Raw genomic sequence first — 17,364 nt, 5'->3', positions numbered from 1 at the left:
GCGGCACTGAGATAACGCAACAGCGAACACAGGGAGGAAAACCCGGTATGTCGTCCTTGAATGCCTTGATGGTGGCCATCGATGCCGCGTCGCGCAAGCGTGACGAGGCGCGCCAGGCGGTGCAGGAGCGTCAGCGCTCGCAGCAGGCGGCGCAGGCGCAGATGGACCAGCTGCAGCACTACGTGCAGGAAATGCAGGCACGCTGGGGCGTGCAGCAGAACCAGTCCGTGCAGCCCGAAGTCATGTTCCACCAATACCAGTTCATGGACCGCCTGCAGCACGCCATCGGCCTGCAGACACGGGTGCTGGCCGACCTGGCCATCCGCCTGGAGGCCGCGCAAAAGGCCTTGATGGCCTGCGAGCTGCGGGTCAGCAGCCTGCGCAAGGTGGTCGAGGTGCGCCGCCGCGACCTGGCGCTGGGCCAGATGCGCCGCGAGCAAAAGGAAACCGACGAACGTGCGGCCATCCAGTTTTTCCGCCGCAGCTTCGGGCTGACATTCCAGGAGGCTTGACGCATGTCCACCAACCAGATCGAACAGCGCGCCGACGCGCGCAGCGCCATGCAGCGCACCATGGAGGGCGTGCGTTCCGCGCGCGCGGCGCAGCCGCCGTCCAATGAGCAGGCCGCAGGCTTTTCCTCGCTGCTGGCCGCCATGGATGGCATTGGCGGACTGCCGGACCTGGGCCAGGTCCTCGGCGATGAGGGGGCCGGCGCACTGGCCAGCCTCAAGGGTGCAATTCAGGGCAGCCTGAAGGATCCGGCTGACCTGTCCGGCCTGGCGCAGGGGCTGCTGCAGACGCAATTGCCGCTGCAGCCCCAGGCGGAGACGGCCGATATGGCCACTTCCGCGCAGGCCGATGCCATGCTGCTGGCCGCCAACGGCCAGGCGCCCTGGCTCAGCCTGGTCGGGCAGACCGCCCACCTCGATGGCAAGGGCGACCGCGACATGCTGCAGGGCGTGGCGGGCGACTGGTTGTCTGGCCGGGGCAGTGCCGCCATGCTGGCCTTGCGCCAGGAACAGGGCGTGGTGGCGCATGCCGCCTTCATGGCGCCGCAACCTGCAGCGGGCGATGCCGCAGGCGCGGCGCTGGCCGCGAACGCCAACACGGCGGCGCTGGCTGGCGCAGTGGATGCCGCTGCAGCCGGCACGCCCGCCGATACCGCTGCGCGCCAGGGCGCTCAGGCACAGACACAGGCGGCCGATGTGCTGGCCGCCGTGCAGTCCGACGCGGCGCTGACGGCCGCCGCAGCGCGCACGGCATCTGCAGCCCAGGCCACGCATGAGCACACACCCCAGGCACTGGCTCCCGGCGTGCGGCAGGACGCGGCCCTGGCGTCGGGCATTGCGCTCAACGGCATGGCGGCGGTGCGGCCCGCGGAATGGCGCGGCCTGTTCGAGCGGGCCCGCGAAGGTGGCACCGGCTCCGCAGAGTCTGCCGCCAACGGATTGCATGGGGTTGCAGCCGCCGTGGGCGCGGCCCACGCCGGCCAGTCCCTGGGACAGCAGGCCGCCGGACACAATGGCGCAGCCTTGGCCCAGCCCGACGCCCAGGCACAGCCGGGCAACTCCACCGAGCGCGAGCAGCAGGTGTCCGAGCAGGTGGCCTTCTGGGTGCACAACAAGAGCCAGAACGCCTCGCTGTCTGTCGAGCATGAGGGCAAGGCCATCCAGGTGCAGGTCAGCCTGCAGGGCAACGAGGCCCATGTGCGCTTTGGCGCCAGCGAATCCCAGGCGCGCGAATGGCTGGGCAACGGTGCCGACCAGCTGCGCGAGCTGCTGCAGGCCCAGGGCCTGCAACTGGCCGGCGTCAGCGTGGACGCGGGTGGCCAGTCCGGCAATGGCGAGGCGGGGGGCCGCCAGGGCGCGGATGCCCAGGCGCGCCAGGGCCGCGTGAGCGCCATGGTCGATGCCGCCGGCGTCACGGGCGGCAATGGTGCCGCACAGGCTGGTGGCCGCGCGGCGGCAGGCGGGGTGGATCTGTTCGTCTGATTCTTCCTGCGCTTCTTGCGGGGCGGCGCATGCGCCGTTTTCCGGGTTTTCAGAACAGGCCGGGTGGCGACAAGCTGCCCGGCCTGTGGCGTTTGGGGGCCATCAAGCCAGCGAGAAACCGGGGTTTCATGCGCTTATTCAGGCCATGGCCCGAGGTCCAATCGCCGAATAATTCCTGCCATGGGCCTGCTGCGTCATGGCGCCGCGCATGATGCGCGAGCGCGTGGCGGTCCCGCTCACCCAGAGGAATTCCAGTGTCTGCCACACCCAATGCCGCCAACAATGCAGCTCCCGCCCCGGCCAAGGGCAAGAAGCTGATCGTGCTGATCGTCATCATCGCCGTCCTGGCCATAGGCGCGGCCGCTGCCTTCATCCTGCTGTCCAAGCGGCACAGCAATGCCGATGAGGAGGAGGGCGGCTCCAGCAAGGCGGCCGTCACGGTTCCCACCTTCCTGCCGCTGGACAGCCTGGTGGTCAATCTGTCCGACCCGGGCGGCGACCGCTTCGTGCAGATCGGCATCACGCTGGAGCTGGCCGACGAGAAGACGGCCACTACGGTCAAGCAGTACCTGCCCAGCATCCGCAACGGCATCCTGATGCTGGTGTCCCAGCGCACGGCCGAGGAGTTGCTGGAGCGCGACGGCAAGGAACGCCTGGCTGCCGACGTGCTCAACGAAGTGTCCGCACCGCTGGGCTACGGCAACCAGGCCAAGGCCAAGAAGCGCAGCCGCGACGAGGATGCAGAGGACGAAGATGGCGAGCGCCGCCGCTCCCCTGGCAAGAACCCCGTGCGCCGCGTGCTGTTCTCCAGCTTCATCATTCAGTAACCGGGGAGGCAAGGCGCCATGAGCGATTCGTTTCTCTCCCAGGAAGAAGTCGATGCCCTTTTGGAGGGCGTGACCGGCGAGAGCCAGAAATCCACGACCGAGGAGGTCGAGGCGGGCATCATCCGCCAGTACGACATCTCCAGCCAGGAGCGCATCGTGCGCGGGCGCATGCCGACGATGGAGATCGTCAACGAGCGCTTTGCCCGCAACTTCCGCATCGGCCTGTTCAACTTCATCCGCCGCAGCCCCGAGGTGTCGGTGGGCACGGTGTCGGTGCAGCGCTACAGCGCCTTCCTGCGCGAACTGGTGGTGCCCACCAACTTCAACATCGTCGCCATCCGCCCGCTGCGCGGCAGCGGCCTGGTGGTCTGCGATCCCTCGCTGGTGTTCGGCGTCATCGACACGCTGTACGGCGGCACGGGCCGGCTGCAGACACGCATCGAAGGGCGGGATTTCTCGCACACCGAGCAGCGCGTGATCAACCGCCTGGTCAACGTGATCTGCGAGGAATACAAGAAGGCCTGGCACGGCATCTATCCGCTGGAGCTGGGCTACCAGCGCTCGGAGATGCAGCCGCAGTTCGCCAACATTGCCACCCCCAGCGAAATCGTCGTGTCCACGGCCTTCCAGCTGGAGATCGGCGACATCTCGGGCTCCATCCACATCTGCATGCCCTATGCGACGCTGGAGCCCATCCGTGATGTCCTGTACTCCTCCACGCAGGGCGACTCCATTGAAGTGGACCGCCGCTGGGTCAAGGTGCTCAAGCGCGAAATCCAGGCCGCCGAGGTGACCCTGGTGGCCGAACTGGCGCGCGCCGACGCCACGGTGGAGCAGCTGCTGGCCATGCGCCCCGGCGACTTCATCGAACTCGACCGCGAGCCGCTGATCCGCGCCTCCATCGGCGGCGTTCCGATTTTCGAGTGCCAGTACGGCACTCACAACGACAAGTATGCAATCCGTGTCGAGCACTGCCTGCGCGGTGCCGATGCTGGCTGGATGGGAGAAAACAATGGCAACTGAAGACACGCAAAAGCCCGCTGGCGACGATCCGTTCTCGGGATGGGCAGAGGCATTGGACGAGCAGCGCGAGCGCGACGCCAAGCTGGAGGCGGAACAGGGCGGCCCGCTGACGGGCGAGCCCGTGCGCCCCTACGCCGGTGGCGGCGACGTGCCGGTCAACGACATCAACATGGTGCTGGACATCCCGGTGCAGCTGTCGGTGGAACTGGGCCGCACCAAGGTGCCGATCAAGTACATCCTGCAGCTGGCCCAGGGCTCGGTGGTCGAACTCGACGCACTGGCCGGCGAGCCCATGGACGTGCTGGTCAACGGCTACCTGATCGCCCAGGGCGAGGTGGTGGTGGTCAACGACAAGTTCGGTATCCGCCTGACCGACGTGGTCACGCCGTCCGAGCGCCTGCGCCGGGTCAGCCGTGGCTGAGAGCGCCGGCATGGGCCCGCTGTGGCCGACCCTGCTCACGGTCGTGGCCCTGGTCACGGCCATGGCTGCTCTGCCCTGGCTGCTGCGCCGCTTTCAGCAGCGCACGGCTGCGCTGCGTGGCGCAGCCGGCCTGCAGTCGCGGGTGCTGGGCGCCGTGGGCGTGGGCCCGCAGCAGCGGGTGGTGACGGTGGAAGTGGGCGAGGGCGCGCAGACCGTGCGGCTGGTGCTGGGCGTCACGGCGCAAAGCATCCAGTGCCTGCATGTGCTGCAGGCCCCGGCCCCTGCTGATTTTTCGGCTGCGATGGCGCAAGCGCGCAGCCTGCCTGCGGACGGTGCGAATGTCTGAATATTCCTGCAAGCGCCCGGCGCGCACGCTGAGCCAGGCCGCTGGCACCGCAGCGCTGGCGCTGTGCTGCGCCACGCCCCTGGCCTCCTGGGCGCAGGGCGCGCCCGCCAGCCTGCCGCTGGTCATCGGCCAGGGCAGCGGTGGCACCAGTTTTTCGGTGCCCATCCAGACCCTGCTGTTCTTCACGGCGCTGTCGTTCCTGCCGGCCATCCTTTTGATGATGACGGGCTTCACCCGCATCGTCATCGTGCTGTCGCTGATGCGCCAGGCGCTGGGCACGCAGTCGGCGCCGCCCAACCAGGTGATCATCGGCCTGTCGCTGTTCCTGACGCTGTTCGTCATGGGACCCACCCTGGACCGCGTGTACCAGGAGGCCTATGTGCCCTACACCACGAATGCCGCGACCTTCGAGCAGGCCATTGAAAAGGCCGAGGCGCCCATGCGCGACTTCATGCTCAAGCAGACGCGCCAGTCGGACTTTGCGCTGTTCGCGCGCCTGGCCAAGCTCGAAGCCGGCGTCACCGCAGAGACCGCGCCGCTGCGCGTGCTGGTGCCGGCCTTCGTGACCAGCGAGCTGAAGACGGCGTTCCAGATCGGCTTCATGATCTTCATCCCCTTCCTGGTCATCGACATGGTCGTGTCCTCGATCCTGATGTCGCTGGGCATGATGATGCTGTCGCCCGTGCTGGTGGCCCTGCCGTTCAAGCTCATGCTCTTCGTGCTGGCCGATGGCTGGAACCTGCTCATCGGATCGCTGGCCGCCAGCTTCGCCGTCTAGCCCCGCTCTTTCTTTGGAAATCCTTCCATGACCTCCCAATACGTGCTCACCTTCGGCCGCGAGGCACTGACCTTGCTGCTCATGATCTCCATGCCCGTGCTGGGCGTGGTGCTGGCCGTGGGCCTGGCCGTCAGTGTCTTCCAGGCGGTGACCCAGGTGCATGAGGCCACGCTGGCCTTCGTGCCCAAGCTCATCTCCGCCGTGCTGGTGTTTGCCATTGCCGGTCCGTGGATGCTGAGCACGCTGGTGGATTTCATCCGCCGCACCATCGAGACCATTCCGCAGGCGGTGGGCTGAGCCCTTCGCCGCGCATTGGAAACGCCACTGTGATCACCTTCAGCGAAGCCCAACTGGTGGCGTGGCTGTCGCCCGTTCTCTGGCCGTTTCTGCGCGTGCTGGCCATGTTCTCCGTGGCCCCCGTGTTCTCGCAGCGCGTCATTCCCATGCGGCTGAAGATCGGCCTGGCCTTCCTGGTCGCGGTGTGCGCGCAGCCCGTGCTGGGCGACCAGCCCGTGATCGGCATCAACTCGCCGCAGGCGCTGGGGACGCTGATACAGCAGGTCGGCGTGGGACTGGCCGTGGGCTTTGCCGTGCGCCTGGTGTTTGCCGCCGTGGAGGTGGCGGGCGAGGTGGTCGGCCTGCAGATGGGCCTGAACTTCGCCAGCTTCTTCGATCCCACGACCAATGCCCAGCTCAGCGCCGTGGCGCGCTTCATGGTCCAGATTTCCACGCTGCTGTTCATCGTCATCAACGGACACCTGCTGGTGCTGATGGCCGTGCTCAAGAGTTACGAGGCGTTTCCTGTGGACGGCAGCTTCCTGCAGGCCATCAACCAGATGCGGCTGCACGAGATGGGGGCGGCGGTCTTTGCCAGCGCCTTCTGGATCGCCCTGCCCATGGTCGCCATGCTGCTGTTCGTGAACCTGGTGCTGGGCATCATTTCGCGCGTGGCACCGCAGATGAACATCTATGCCGTGGGCTTCCCGGTCACGCTCACCGTGGGCCTGACGGGATTGATGGCCACGCTGCCGCTGCTCGAGCAGCCCCTGGTCGCCTTGCTGCAGCGCGGCATCGCGGTGTTTGGCACCTCAATGTAAGCAGTTGTGAAAAACAACAGATTTTCCGCTCTGGCGGCCGCAAAAGCCTCAGATCAGCTGGTTGTGGATGGCGTAGGCCGTGAGTTCGGCGTTGCTGCTCATCTGCAGTTTTTCCAGCACGCGCGCCCGGTAGACGCTGACGGTCTTGGGGCTGAGCATCAGCTCGGTGGCAATGTCGGTCAGCCGCTGCCCGGCCGCGATCTTGATCAGCGTCTGCAGCTCGCGCTCGGACAGGCTTTCATGCGGCACCTGGGGTGCGGGCTGGGCCAGGCTGTCGGCCAGCATCTGGGCCACTTCGGACGTCAGGTACTTGCGGCCCGTGGCCACCGTGCGCACGGCCTCGATCAGCAGCATCGGATCGCCCGCCTTGTTGGCATATCCCTGGGCGCCCGCCTTGAGGCAGCGCAGCGCGTACTGGTCCTCGGGGTACATGGAGACCATGAGCACCTTGATCAGCGGATGGGTCTCGCGCACGCTGGCCAGGGCCTCCAGGCCGCTGCGGCCGGGCATGTTGATGTCCAGCAGCAGCACGTCGCAGGCGGCGGTGCGCAGCTGTTCACGCAGCTCGGCATAGCTGCCTGCTTCTGCGGTGACGCTGATGTCCACTGCCTCGGCCAGGGTGTCGCGGATGCCCCGGCGCAGCACCGCATGGTCGTCGCACAGCACCACGTGGATCAAAGTCGGCCTCCTGGAAAAAGGGTCACGCCGCCATGGCGTTCAGCATTCATTGCCCGGGATATTAGGGCAAGCGCCGCCATCGTCCAGCGGAATGGAGACGATGACCGAGGTTCCGCGTCCGGCTTGACTGCTGACATCCAGCCAGCCCCGAACGGTGCGCGCGCGCTCGCCCAGACCGCGCAGGCCGAAGGATTCGGGCTTGTCGCGGGCGCCGTCGGCCAGGCCCACGCCGTCGTCCGTCACCTCCAGCGTGAGAAAACCTTCGCGGTCGGAGAGATCGATGTCCACATGGCGCGCCTGGGCATATTTGCCGACGTTGGTCAGCGCCTCCTGGGCCGTGCGGTAGGCCACGACCTGGATGTCGGGCGCGATGTCCATGCTTTCGCGGCTGCTGCGCACACGGGTGGGCACGCCCGTGCGGCGCTCGAAATTCTCGGCCAGCCACTGGACGGCGGCCACCAGTCCCTGGTCCAGCACGGGCGGGCGCAGGTTCATCATGATGCGCTGGCTGGCGCCCAGCGCGTGCTCCAGCATCTCCAGCGCAGCCAGCGCATGCTCGCGCAGCCCGCCCTCGGGCGCATTGCGCGCGATCCAGGCCACGTCGAACTTCACCGAGGTCAGCGAGCCGCCGATGTCATCGTGGATCTCGCGGGCGATGCTGGCGCGCTCGCGCTCGGTGGAGGTCTGCAGGTGCTCGGTCAGGTCGGCCAGGCGCCGCTCGGACGCCGCCAGTTCGGCCGCCGCGCGCCGGCGTGCCAGGCGGGCCTCGTGCACTTCCAGCGCATGCGAGACCACATGGGGCAGGCGCGTGATGTGGTCCTTGAGCAGATAGTCGCTGATGCCCTCGCGCATCACATCCACGGCGGCCGACTCGCCGATGGCGCCGGACAGCAGCACGAAGGGCGGATGCCCGGGCTGGCGGCGAACCAGCTCCCAGGCATCCAGCGCCGTGAAGCCGGGCAGGTGGTAGTCGGCCAGGATGAGGTCGAATGCCTGGTTGTGCAGCGCAGCTGCGGCATCATCGAGCGTGTCGACCACGACAATCTCGCAGACCAGCCCGCCGCGCAGCAGGCTCAGCCGCGCCAGCGCCTGGTCAGCGGCCGAATCCTCGATGTGCAGTATGCGCAAGGGCTTGTGCGGTGGTCTGGCATCCCCGGGGGCGCTATCATGAGATACATTTTGGAACATAAATGCAAATGGTCGTGTACACCAAGGGATGCGCGGCATTCCCGTGAACGATTGACAAGGGTTGGCCGTGCTGCAAGGCACGGCGCACGTTGGGCTGAAACGTTGGTGGTGGAGTAACAATGCAGTCAATGCACAAGCCTTCAGGCGAGCCTGCCGTCCCCATGCCCGTCATGGTGGCCGCAGACCTGCAGGATGCCTTGCTGGTGGCGATGCGCGATCTGCAGCGCCTGGAAGGCCTTCTCAATCACGCAACGCAGAACCTGCTGGACCGTTTCGACGAGACCCATGGCCAGCTGGCCGGCGAGGCGCTAGCCGCCTTGCCCCAGCTCGATGCCGCCCGGTCCACGTTGAGGCTGGCGGTGACCGAGTTGCAGTTTCACGACATGTCCTCCCAACTGATCGCCCATATTACGAAGATTTTGCAAGGCTGCGCGTTCCAGTTGGCCGCAGCCACCATGGGTGTGGACGAGGGAGAGGACGATTCCCTGGGCCTGCCGGCGATACCCGACCGGCCCAATCCCGTCACGCAAAGCGAGATGGATGCCGGCTCGGTCGAACTGTTCTGACCGCTGACCATGCACCCATCCACCTTTTATTGCCCGTCTGTTGGAGCTATACATGCGATCGATTCTGGCTGTTGATGATTCCCCCTCGATGCGAAAGATGGTGGCGTTCACCCTCGCAGGAGCGGGATTTCGCGTCGTGGAGGCCGTGGACGGCGTGGATGCGCTCGAAAAGGCCCAGCTCGAACAAGTCGATCTGGTGCTGGCCGACCAGAACATGCCGCGCCTCGATGGCATCGGCCTGACGCGCAAGCTGCGCGAAAACCCGAAGTTCCAGAACACGCCCATTCTCATTCTCACCACCGAATCCAGCGACCAGATGAAGCAGGCCGGACGCGCTGCGGGCGCCACGGGCTGGCTGGTCAAGCCCTTCGATCCGAACCGTTTGATCGAAGTCATTCAGAAAGTAATGCGTTGAGCCGATAAGTACGGGCAACAGGAAACAGCAGGACCAAAGATGGCGGATCTACACCAGGATGGGGCAGGAGCGGGCGCAGACTTCGACCTGAGCCAGTTCTATCAAATCTTCTTCGAAGAAGCGGCCGAGAACCTCGACCAGATGGAGCAGATGCTGCTGAATCTGGATCTGTCGGCGGCCAACGACGAGGAGCTCAACGGCATTTTCCGTTGCGCGCACTCGATCAAGGGCGGCGCGGCCACCTTCGGCTTTGCCGATGTGACCGAGCTGACGCACCGCATGGAGTCGCTGCTCGACCGGCTGCGCCGGCATGAGATCACACCGATTCCGGAAATGGTCGACGTGCTGCTGGAGTCGGCCGATGCCAGCCGCAGCCTGCTGGCACGCCACCAGGCCGGCAACGAGGGCGAGGCCCTGTCCACCACGGATCTGGTGGCGCGCATCGAGATGCTGGCAGAAGGCCGCAGTGCCGTGCCTGCAACAGCCGCCCCGGCCGCCGCACCGGCACCGGCGCCTGCTCCCGTGGCAACGCCGGTCGAGGCGCCCGCGCCTGCCGCACCCGTATCGGGCGGCGCCGTCGGAACGGCACCCGCCAGTGGCGGCCGTTCGCTGCACATCCTGATCGGTCCGCTGGAGCGTCTGGAGATGGCCGAGGCCATCAAGGAACTGTTCCGCGACATTCCCGGCCTGGGCCGCATCGAGGACCTGGCCTGCGATCAGCCGCAAAGCCGCCTCTTTGCCGTGCAGACCTCGTCCACCGACGACGACCTGCTCGATCTGTTCGCCTTCCACGTGGCCAAGGAGCAGGTTCGCATCACGGCAGCCGATGAGGCGGCCGGGGCCGCTCCTGCAACCGAAGCGGTGCAGGTGGCCGAAGCCCCCGTCGCCGAAGAGCATGCCGCGCACGATCCCGACGCCGCCCTGGCCTCGGTCGCCATTCCGCCCGCCGAAGAGGCCTACGGCTTCTTCAACGGCGCACCCGGCATGCCCCAGGCCGACGGCGCGCTGGCCATCCAGCCGGCCGGTGCCGCGGCCAAGCCCGCTGCCAAGACGGCTGCCCAGGCGCAGCAGGCGCAGATGGAGTCGACCAGCATCCGTGTGTCGGTGGCCAAGGTCGATCAGCTCATCAACCTGGTAGGCGAGCTGGTCATCACCCAGGCCATGCTGGCGCAAAACAGCCACGGGCTGGATGCATCGGCCTACCAGCAACTGCTGGCAGGCCTGGCCGATCTGGACCGCAATACGCGCGATCTGCAGGAATCGGTGATGTCCATCCGCATGATTCCCATGTCCACCGTGTTCAGCCGCTTCCCGCGCATGCTGCGCGACCTGGCCGGCAAGCTGGGCAAGAAGATCGACCTGATCACGCTGGGCGAAGCCACCGAACTGGACAAGGGTCTGGTCGAGAAGATCACCGACCCGCTGACCCATCTGGTGCGCAACAGCGTGGACCACGGCATCGAAATGCCCGAGGAGCGCCTGGCCGCTGGCAAGTCCGAGCATGGCACGCTGACGCTGGCAGCCTCCCATCAGGGCGGCTCCATCGTCATCGAGGTGCGCGACGACGGCCGCGGAATGAACCGCGAGAAGATTCTCAAGAAGGCCCGCGAGCGCGGCATGGATGTCTCGGACAGCATGCCCGATCAGGATGTCTGGCAGCTGATCTTCGCGCCGGGCTTCTCCACGGCCGATGTGGTGACCGACGTGTCCGGGCGCGGCGTGGGCATGGACGTGGTCAAGCGCAACATCGCGGCGCTGGGCGGCTCGGTGGAGATCGAGTCCAACCAGGGCAAGGGCATGCGCGTGGCCGTTCGCCTGCCGCTGACCCTGGCCATCATGGACGGCATGTCGGTGGGCGTCAGCGACGAGGTCTACATCCTGCCGCTGTCCTCGGTGGTCGAGTCCTTCCTGGTCAAGGAAGAGGACGTCAACACCGTGGCCAACGGCACGCAACTGGTCAAGGTGCGCGACGAGTACATGCCCGTGTTCGCGCTGGAAAAGACCTTCCGTGTGCCGCGCAGCGACACCAGCCAGTCCAGCAACATCATGGTGGTGGTCGAGTCCGACGGCAGCCGCGTGGCCCTGCTGGTCGACGAGCTGCTGGGCCAGCACCAGGTGGTGGTCAAGAACCTGGAATCGAACTATCGCAAGGTGCCCAACGTTTCGGGCGCCACCATCCTGGGCGATGGCACGGTGGCGCTGATTCTGGACACGGGTGCGCTGGTGCGCCGCGCGCGCCACTGAATGGGACAGGGATACCTGACGACAAACGACGGAGCCGCAGGCAGAGCCTGCGCGCCGCCAAAAACCATGGCTTTCGCCACCACGGCGCGGGCCCGACAGTTGAGGAGCTGAGCAATGAGCGTGATCGCTAAGACTGCAGGCGTCGCCACCGGCGCGCGCGAGTACCTGACCTTCCGCCTGGACCAGGAGGAATACGGCATCGACATTCTGAAGGTGCAGGAAATCCGCGGCTACGAGCCGCCCACGCGCATCGCCAATGCGCCGGAGTTCATCAAGGGCGTGGTGAATCTGCGCGGCACCATCGTGCCCATCGTGGACATGCGCCTGAAGTTCAACTGCTCCCAGGTCGAATACAACAGCTTCACCGTCGTCATCATCCTGAACCTGCGCAACCGCGTGGTGGGCATCGTGGTGGACTCGGTCAGCGACGTGATGGAGCTGGCTCCCGAAGCCGTGCGCCCCGCGCCGGACATCGAAAGCGCCATCGACAGCGGCTGCATCCTGGGCCTGGGTTCGGTGGGCGAGCGCATGCTCATCCTGCTGGACATCGAAAAGCTCATGAACAACGTGGACATGGGCCTGGTCGCTTCGGCCGACTGAGACCCGTTCTTGCACTGAGCGCCCTCATGCGATCCGGTTCTTCCAATGCGGCACTGGCCGCGCGCCCCGTCGCCGACGACGGGGCAGCCAACGGGCCCCTGGCCCAGGGGCGCGAATTCGAATGGTCGTCGCGGGACTTCGCCCGCGTGCAGGCGCTGATCTACCAGCGGGCCGGCATCAGCCTGCACGATGGCAAGCACGCCATGGTCTACAGCCGCCTGTCGCGGCGCCTGCGCGAGACGGGCTACGACAGCTTTGCCACCTACCTGGACTGGCTGGAGTCCCAGTCCGATGGCGTGGAGTGGCAGGAGTTCGTGAACGCGCTGACCACCAATCTCACCGCGTTCTTTCGCGAGCAGCACCATTTCGAGATCTTTGCCCAGCATCTGCGCAGCAAGCCGGCCGGCACGGCCTGGAAGGTCTGGTGCAACGCGGCCTCGACCGGGGAAGAGCCTTACTCCATCGTCATGACGGCCCTGGAAGTGCTGGGCGCCACGCCCAGCTTCCAGTTGCAGGCCAGCGACATCGACTCGCGTGTGCTGGACACGGCGTCGGCCGGTGTCTATCGCGCCGAAAGCATCAAGGGCATGAGCGCCGAGCGCCTGCACCGCTTCTTCCTGCGGGGCAAGGCCGGCAATGCGGGCCTGGTGCGCGTCAAGCCCGAGCTGCGCCGCCTGGTGGAGTTTCTCAACGTCAATCTGATCCGTGACGATTGGCCGTTCCGCGATCCCTTCGACGTGGTCTTCTGCCGCAACGTGATGATCTACTTCGATGCGGCCACGCAGCGCCGCGTGCTGGAGCGCATCCACCGCGTCATGAAGCCCGGGGGCCTGCTGTTCGTCGGACATGCCGAGAACTTCAGCGACTCGCGCGATCTGTTCACGCTCAAGGGGAAGACGGTCTATGAGCGCCGCTGACGCAGGTCCTGCCGCACACAAGGGGGTCTTCCCATGATCGGAGACCGCTCCGCCTTCGCACCGCCCCCGCCGCCTTCGGAGCGCCGCCGCACGCCGCGCATCAACAGCTATACCGCTGCGGACTACCCGGCGCCGGGCGACCCGGTGCCGCGCTCCTCGCTGGAGCAGCTCAAGCGCCAGCAGCGCTACCCCGGCGAGGCGTCGTTCTTCTACTACGACCCGCATTTCCAGCACAACGCCGTCAAGGTGCTGCCGGGCGAATACTTCGTCTCCAACGAGGACGTGATCCTGGTCACCGTGCTGGGCTCGTGCATCTCGGCCTGCATCTGGGACCGCACCATGCGCGTGGGCGGCATGAACCATTTCATGCTGCCCGACGGCGACTCCGCTGATGCGTCGGGCCGCTACGGCTCGTACGCCATGGAATTGCTGATCAACGAAATGCTCAAGCTCGGCGCACGGCGCGAGTCTTTGCAGGCCAAGATCTTCGGCGGCGGGCAGGTGATGCACAACTTCACCACCATGAACGTGGGCGAACGCAATACCGCCTTCGTCACGCAGTACCTGCAGACCGAACGCATCCCCATCGTCTCGGAGGATGTGCTGGACATCTACCCGCGCAAGGTGGTGTTCTTCCCCGCCAGCGGCAAGGCCATGGTCAAGCGCCTGGCACATGCCCATCCGGAGGAGCTGGTACAGCAGGAATTCACGCGCGGCAATGCAGCCGTCGTGGCACGCAATACGGCAGGCGGCTCGGTCGACCTGTTTTGAGGAAGGTTCAAAGGAATGGACAGGAAAATCAGGGTGATCGTGGTGGACGACTCTGCGCTGGTGCGCAGTCTGCTGTCCGAGATCATCAATCGCCAGCACGACATGGAATGCATCGGCTCGGCCAACGATCCGCTGATCGCACGCGAGATGATCCGCGAGATGAATCCCGACGTGATCACGCTCGATGTGGAAATGCCCCGCATGGATGGCATCGACTTCCTGGGCCGGCTCATGCGGCTGCGCCCCATGCCGGTGGTCATGATCTCCACGCTGACCGAGCGCGGCGCCGAGGTCACCATGCGCGCGCTGGAGCTGGGCGCCATCGACTTCGTGGCCAAGCCGCGCGTGGGCGTGTCCAACGGCCTGCAGGAGCTGGCCGCGCAGATCGTGGACAAGATCCGCGTTGCTGCCGTGGCCCAGGTCCGGCGCCTGCCGGTCGCTCCGCGCAGTGCGGCTCCCGCCACCGGCAGCGCGGTGGCGCCGGTCTCCGCCTCGGCTGGCATGAGCGCGCCGCGCCAGGCTGCACCGGCGTCGCTGCTGGGACGGCTGTCCACGGAAAAGCTGATTGCCATCGGTGCCTCCACCGGCGGCACCGAGGCCATCCGTGAAGTGCTCACCCATCTGCCGGCCGACTGCCCGGCCATCGTCATCACCCAGCACATGCCGCCGGGCTTCACCACCAGCTTCGCGGCCCGGCTCAACAGCCTGTGCCAGATGACCGTGAAGGAAGCACAGCAGGGCGAGCGGCTGCTGCCCGGCCACGCCTACATCGCACCGGGCGGCAAGCATTTCTCCGTGCAGCGCAGCGGTGCCAACTATGTCGCCGTGGTGGATGACAGCCCGCCCGTGAATCGCCACAAGCCTTCGGTCGAGGTGCTTTTCAAGTCGGTGGCGGCCTGTGCGGGCCGCAACGCCTACGGCATCATGCTCACCGGCATGGGTGCCGATGGCGCGGTCGCCATGCGTGAAATGCGCGATGCGGGCAGCTACAACTTCGTGCAGGACGAAGCCAGCTGCATCGTCTTCGGCATGCCGCGCGAGGCCATCGCCCATGGTGCGGCCGACGAGGTGCTGCCCCTCAACCAGATCGCCTCCGCCTTGCTGGGCAAGCTGCGCATAGGTTCGGACCAGGTTCACCACCGCATTTGAGTGCAACGGCCGGTCCTGGCGGCACCCATGAAAAAAAGAGCGCCAGGCGCTCTTTTTTTTCGTCCGAAGAAAGCTCACTCCGACAGTGCGCTCCAGCGCTCCAGCGCCTCCATCAGCTGCTCATCGATCTCGCCATCGCGCTGATGCAACTGAACGGCGCGGGAATTGTCGCTGGCATACAGCGAACCATCGGCCAAGGCTTCCCGAATGGACTTCTGCTCTGCCTCCAGCGCTGCAATGCTTTCGGGCAACTGATCGAGCTCACGCTGCTCCTTGTAGCTGAGCTTGCGCTTGGGCTTGCCGTCGCTGCGTGCCGCAACGGGCTTGGCCTCTTCCTTGGATGGCTTGGGCTGCGCGGCCTCGGCCAGATCGCGGCTGCGGCGGGACTGATCCAGCCAGTCCTGCACGCCGCCTTCATATTCGCGCCATTGGCCCGGGCCTTCCCAGGCGATGGTGCTGGTGACCACGTTGTCCAGGAAACTGCGGTCATGGCTGACCAGAAAAACGGTGCCGTCGTAGTTCTGCAGCAGGTCTTCCAGCATTTCCAGCGTCTCGATATCGAGATCGTTGGTCGGCTCGTCCAGCACCAGCACATTCGCGGGCCGGGCAAACAGCCGGGCCAGCAACAGGCGGTTGCGCTCCCCGCCAGACAGCGAGCGAACGGGGGAATGGGCGCGCGCCGGAGAGAACAGGAAATCCGACAGATAGCTCTTCACGTGCTTCTTCTGGCTGCCGATCTCGATCCACTCGCTGCCGGGGCTGATGAAGTCCTCCAGCGTGGCATCCATGTCGATCTGGTGACGCATCTGGTCGAAGTACGCCACCTGCAGATTCGCCCCCAGCCGCACCTGGCCGCTGTCAGGTGCCAGTTCGCCCAGAATCATTTTGAGCAGCGTCGTCTTGCCTGCGCCGTTGGGTCCGATCAGGCCCACCTTGTCTCCGCGCAAAATGGTGGCGGTGAAGTGGGAGACGATGTTCTTGTCGCCAAAGGACTTGGCCACATCCGTCAGCTCGGCCACGATCTTGCCCTGGTAGCCGTCGCCTCGGCCCGACGCAATGTCCATCTTCACGCCACCCAGCACCTCGCGGCGGGCAGCGCGGTTGGCCCGCAACTGCTCAAGCCGGCCGATGCGGCTCTGGCTGCGCGTGCGGCGGGCTTCCACGCCCTTGCGGATCCAGACCTCTTCCTGGGCCAGCAGCTTGTCGGCCTTGGCATTGATCACGGCCTCCTGGGCCAGCTGATCCTCCTTGGTCTGCTGGTACTGGACGAAATTGCCGGGATACGAGCGCAGCGTTCCACGATCCAGCTCCACGATGCGTGTGGAAATCCGGTCCAGGAAGGATCGATCGTGCGTAATGGTCACCACGCTGCCCTTGAAGTTCAGCAGCAACTCTTCCAGCCACTCGATGGCGTCAAGATCCAGGTGGTTGGTCGGCTCATCCAGCAGCAGTACATCGGGTCTCGCCACCAGGGCCTGGGCCAGTGCCACGCGCTTCTTCATCCCGCCGGACAGGGTGCCCACCACGGCTTCGGGATCGAGGTGCAGCCGCTGCAGAGTCTCCTCCACGCGCTGCTCCCAGTTCCAGGCGTCATAGGCCTCGATCTGGGACTGCAGCGCATCGAGATCCTCGCCCTCGGCGCCAGCCAGGTAGCGGTCGCGCACGGCAATCACCTCGGCTATGCCGGCGGATGCCGACTCGAAGATTGTCTGCTCGGGCACAAGCACCGGCTCCTGCGCCACATAGGTAATGCGGATGCCGGACTGTGTCTGGACCTGCCCGTCGTCTGCCTTGGCCAGCCCGCCAAGAATCTTCAACAAAGAGGACTTCCCTGCGCCGTTGCGACCGATCAGGCCCACACGCTCGCCGCTCTCCAGGGAAAACTGGGCGTGGTCGAGAAGCGCCACATGCCCGAACGCCAGTTGGGCGTCTAACAAAGTAATCAATGCCATCGTGCGCGCATTATCTATGCGGGCCCGATTCCTGGTGCAGGCAGCAAGGCCTCCGCGCCCGGAGCCTGCCCGCAGGGCAGGCTCCGGGCGGGTTTCAGAGGGCGGGGCGGTGGCTTCTTCACTGGTCTGCAAGGAAGTTCACGAATTTCACGCCATCGGTAAAAACCCATGCTATAGTTCGATCCCTCGTCGCCACACTGCCTTGCAGACAGCGATGAGTCAGAAAAGTCTTGTAGACAGCGCGAAAAAACGTGCTACAATGCAAGGCTCTGCTGAAGAGAGCGATGCAAATCGCTGGTGTTGAAAAGATCGAAGAAATTTGATTGCAACGACGCTAAAAACTGTGTTAGAATTCAAGGCTTCGCTGATTGCAGCAAGTCAGAAGCAAGGAAGAAATTCCT

The 17,364-nt window shown here is 65.8% G+C and carries 19 protein-coding genes; 16 read left to right on the top strand and 3 right to left on the bottom strand.

Annotation, left to right across the window (positions count from 1 at the left end; genetic code table 11):
• Positions 1-47: 47 nt before the first annotated feature.
• The 9 genes from fliJ (at position 48) to fliR (ending at position 6,483) form a co-directional block, all read left to right on the top strand.
• Entirely contained in the window at positions 48-512 is a 465-nt protein-coding gene (gene fliJ, locus DTS01S_RS23675; protein ID WP_016449322.1) for a flagellar export protein FliJ, read from the top strand.
• A 3-nt stretch (positions 513-515) separates the two neighbouring features.
• A complete protein-coding gene (locus tag DTS01S_RS23670; protein ID WP_017403972.1) occupies positions 516-1,991 on the top strand; it encodes a flagellar hook-length control protein FliK in 1,476 nt (491 codons plus the stop codon).
• A gap of 254 nt (positions 1,992-2,245) precedes the next feature.
• Entirely contained in the window at positions 2,246-2,818 is a 573-nt protein-coding gene (locus DTS01S_RS23665; RefSeq protein ID WP_016449324.1) for a flagellar basal body-associated FliL family protein, read from the top strand.
• 18 nt (positions 2,819-2,836) lie between these two features.
• Entirely contained in the window at positions 2,837-3,841 is a 1,005-nt protein-coding gene (gene fliM, locus DTS01S_RS23660; RefSeq protein WP_016449325.1) for a flagellar motor switch protein FliM, read from the top strand.
• Positions 3,831-4,262, top strand: coding sequence for a flagellar motor switch protein FliN (gene fliN, locus DTS01S_RS23655; RefSeq protein ID WP_016449326.1), 432 nt, complete (start codon positions 3,831-3,833; stop codon positions 4,260-4,262). Before fliM ends, fliN begins: the two co-directional genes overlap by 11 nt.
• Before the next feature lie 10 nt (positions 4,263-4,272).
• Positions 4,273-4,608 carry a FliO/MopB family protein gene (locus DTS01S_RS23650; RefSeq protein WP_012202579.1) on the top strand — a complete coding sequence of 112 codons (336 nt, stop codon included), beginning with the start codon at positions 4,273-4,275 and terminating at the stop codon, positions 4,606-4,608.
• On the top strand, positions 4,601-5,386 hold the full coding sequence (gene fliP / locus DTS01S_RS23645; protein ID WP_017403975.1) for a flagellar type III secretion system pore protein FliP: 786 nt from the start codon (positions 4,601-4,603) through the stop codon (positions 5,384-5,386). The genes DTS01S_RS23650 and fliP overlap by 8 nt, the downstream gene beginning before the upstream one ends.
• 27 nt (positions 5,387-5,413) lie before the next feature.
• Positions 5,414-5,683, top strand: a complete 270-nt coding sequence (gene fliQ, locus DTS01S_RS23640; protein WP_012202581.1) for a flagellar biosynthesis protein FliQ — start codon at positions 5,414-5,416, stop codon at positions 5,681-5,683.
• A gap of 29 nt (positions 5,684-5,712) precedes the next feature.
• Complete coding sequence (gene fliR, locus DTS01S_RS23635) at positions 5,713-6,483, top strand: flagellar biosynthetic protein FliR (protein ID WP_012202582.1); 771 nt, start codon at positions 5,713-5,715, stop codon at positions 6,481-6,483.
• Between the two features lie 48 nt (positions 6,484-6,531).
• On the opposite strand, the gene DTS01S_RS23630 is transcribed toward fliR, so the two are convergent.
• Both DTS01S_RS23630 and DTS01S_RS23625 read right to left on the bottom strand, forming a co-directional pair.
• Entirely contained in the window at positions 6,532-7,161 is a 630-nt protein-coding gene (locus DTS01S_RS23630) for a response regulator (RefSeq protein ID WP_016449328.1), read from the bottom strand.
• A 39-nt stretch (positions 7,162-7,200) separates the two neighbouring features.
• Positions 7,201-8,349: a hybrid sensor histidine kinase/response regulator gene (locus DTS01S_RS23625; protein ID WP_016449329.1), complete on the bottom strand. Its 1,149-nt coding sequence runs from the start codon at positions 8,347-8,349 to the stop codon at positions 7,201-7,203.
• Between the two features lie 119 nt (positions 8,350-8,468).
• Here DTS01S_RS23625 and DTS01S_RS23620 point away from each other — a divergent pair, with 119 nt between their 5' ends.
• From DTS01S_RS23620 to DTS01S_RS23590, 7 genes are all read left to right on the top strand, one after another.
• Positions 8,469-8,915 carry a hypothetical protein gene (locus DTS01S_RS23620; protein ID WP_016449330.1) on the top strand — a complete coding sequence of 149 codons (447 nt, stop codon included), beginning with the start codon at positions 8,469-8,471 and terminating at the stop codon, positions 8,913-8,915.
• Positions 8,916-8,967: 52 nt separating this feature from the next.
• Entirely contained in the window at positions 8,968-9,330 is a 363-nt protein-coding gene (locus DTS01S_RS23615) for a response regulator (RefSeq protein ID WP_016449331.1), read from the top strand.
• 39 nt (positions 9,331-9,369) lie between these two features.
• A complete protein-coding gene (locus tag DTS01S_RS23610; RefSeq protein ID WP_016449332.1) occupies positions 9,370-11,574 on the top strand; it encodes a chemotaxis protein CheW in 2,205 nt (734 codons plus the stop codon).
• A gap of 114 nt (positions 11,575-11,688) precedes the next feature.
• Complete coding sequence (locus DTS01S_RS23605; protein ID WP_016449333.1) at positions 11,689-12,174, top strand: chemotaxis protein CheW; 486 nt, start codon at positions 11,689-11,691, stop codon at positions 12,172-12,174.
• A gap of 26 nt (positions 12,175-12,200) precedes the next feature.
• Positions 12,201-13,091, top strand: a complete 891-nt coding sequence (locus tag DTS01S_RS23600) for a CheR family methyltransferase (protein WP_016449334.1) — start codon at positions 12,201-12,203, stop codon at positions 13,089-13,091.
• A 33-nt stretch (positions 13,092-13,124) separates the two neighbouring features.
• Positions 13,125-13,862 (top strand): chemoreceptor glutamine deamidase CheD, encoded by a 738-nt coding sequence (gene cheD, locus DTS01S_RS23595; RefSeq protein WP_016449335.1) that lies wholly within the window; start codon positions 13,125-13,127, stop codon positions 13,860-13,862.
• Positions 13,863-13,877: 15 nt separating this feature from the next.
• Complete coding sequence (locus DTS01S_RS23590; RefSeq protein ID WP_034366524.1) at positions 13,878-15,011, top strand: protein-glutamate methylesterase/protein-glutamine glutaminase; 1,134 nt, start codon at positions 13,878-13,880, stop codon at positions 15,009-15,011.
• Between the two features lie 74 nt (positions 15,012-15,085).
• Here DTS01S_RS23590 and DTS01S_RS23585 read toward each other — a convergent pair whose 3' ends face one another.
• Positions 15,086-16,963, bottom strand: a complete 1,878-nt coding sequence (locus DTS01S_RS23585; RefSeq protein ID WP_026063010.1) for an ATP-binding cassette domain-containing protein — start codon at positions 16,961-16,963, stop codon at positions 15,086-15,088.
• Positions 16,964-17,364: the final 401 nt, after the last annotated feature.

Source organism: Delftia tsuruhatensis NBRC 16741, assembly GCF_001571325.1.
Lineage (GTDB): Bacteria > Pseudomonadota > Gammaproteobacteria > Burkholderiales > Burkholderiaceae_C > Comamonas > Comamonas tsuruhatensis.
This window is presented reverse-complemented; position numbering and strand designations above follow the sequence as displayed.

Excerpts from the sequence above, each read along its gene's own strand:
- fliQ (WP_012202581.1), top strand. The coding sequence starts at position 5,414 with ATGACCTCCCAATACGTGCTCACCTTCGGCCGCGAGGCACTGACCTTG.
- fliM (WP_016449325.1), top strand. The coding sequence starts at position 2,837 with ATGAGCGATTCGTTTCTCTCCCAGGAAGAAGTCGATGCCCTTTTGGAG.
- fliJ (WP_016449322.1), top strand. The coding sequence starts at position 48 with ATGTCGTCCTTGAATGCCTTGATGGTGGCCATCGATGCCGCGTCGCGC.
- fliN (WP_016449326.1), top strand. The coding sequence starts at position 3,831 with ATGGCAACTGAAGACACGCAAAAGCCCGCTGGCGACGATCCGTTCTCG.
- DTS01S_RS23605 (WP_016449333.1), top strand. The coding sequence starts at position 11,689 with ATGAGCGTGATCGCTAAGACTGCAGGCGTCGCCACCGGCGCGCGCGAG.
- DTS01S_RS23615 (WP_016449331.1), top strand. The coding sequence starts at position 8,968 with ATGCGATCGATTCTGGCTGTTGATGATTCCCCCTCGATGCGAAAGATG.
- cheD (WP_016449335.1), top strand. The coding sequence starts at position 13,125 with ATGATCGGAGACCGCTCCGCCTTCGCACCGCCCCCGCCGCCTTCGGAG.
- DTS01S_RS23650 (WP_012202579.1), top strand. The coding sequence starts at position 4,273 with ATGGGCCCGCTGTGGCCGACCCTGCTCACGGTCGTGGCCCTGGTCACG.
- DTS01S_RS23670 (WP_017403972.1), top strand. The coding sequence starts at position 516 with ATGTCCACCAACCAGATCGAACAGCGCGCCGACGCGCGCAGCGCCATG.
- DTS01S_RS23625 (WP_016449329.1), bottom strand. The coding sequence starts at position 8,349 with ATGTTCCAAAATGTATCTCATGATAGCGCCCCCGGGGATGCCAGACCA.
- fliP (WP_017403975.1), top strand. The coding sequence starts at position 4,601 with ATGTCTGAATATTCCTGCAAGCGCCCGGCGCGCACGCTGAGCCAGGCC.
- DTS01S_RS23620 (WP_016449330.1), top strand. The coding sequence starts at position 8,469 with ATGCAGTCAATGCACAAGCCTTCAGGCGAGCCTGCCGTCCCCATGCCC.
- DTS01S_RS23610 (WP_016449332.1), top strand. The coding sequence starts at position 9,370 with ATGGCGGATCTACACCAGGATGGGGCAGGAGCGGGCGCAGACTTCGAC.
- DTS01S_RS23585 (WP_026063010.1), bottom strand. The coding sequence starts at position 16,963 with ATGGCATTGATTACTTTGTTAGACGCCCAACTGGCGTTCGGGCATGTG.
- DTS01S_RS23590 (WP_034366524.1), top strand. The coding sequence starts at position 13,878 with ATGGACAGGAAAATCAGGGTGATCGTGGTGGACGACTCTGCGCTGGTG.
- DTS01S_RS23600 (WP_016449334.1), top strand. The coding sequence starts at position 12,201 with ATGCGATCCGGTTCTTCCAATGCGGCACTGGCCGCGCGCCCCGTCGCC.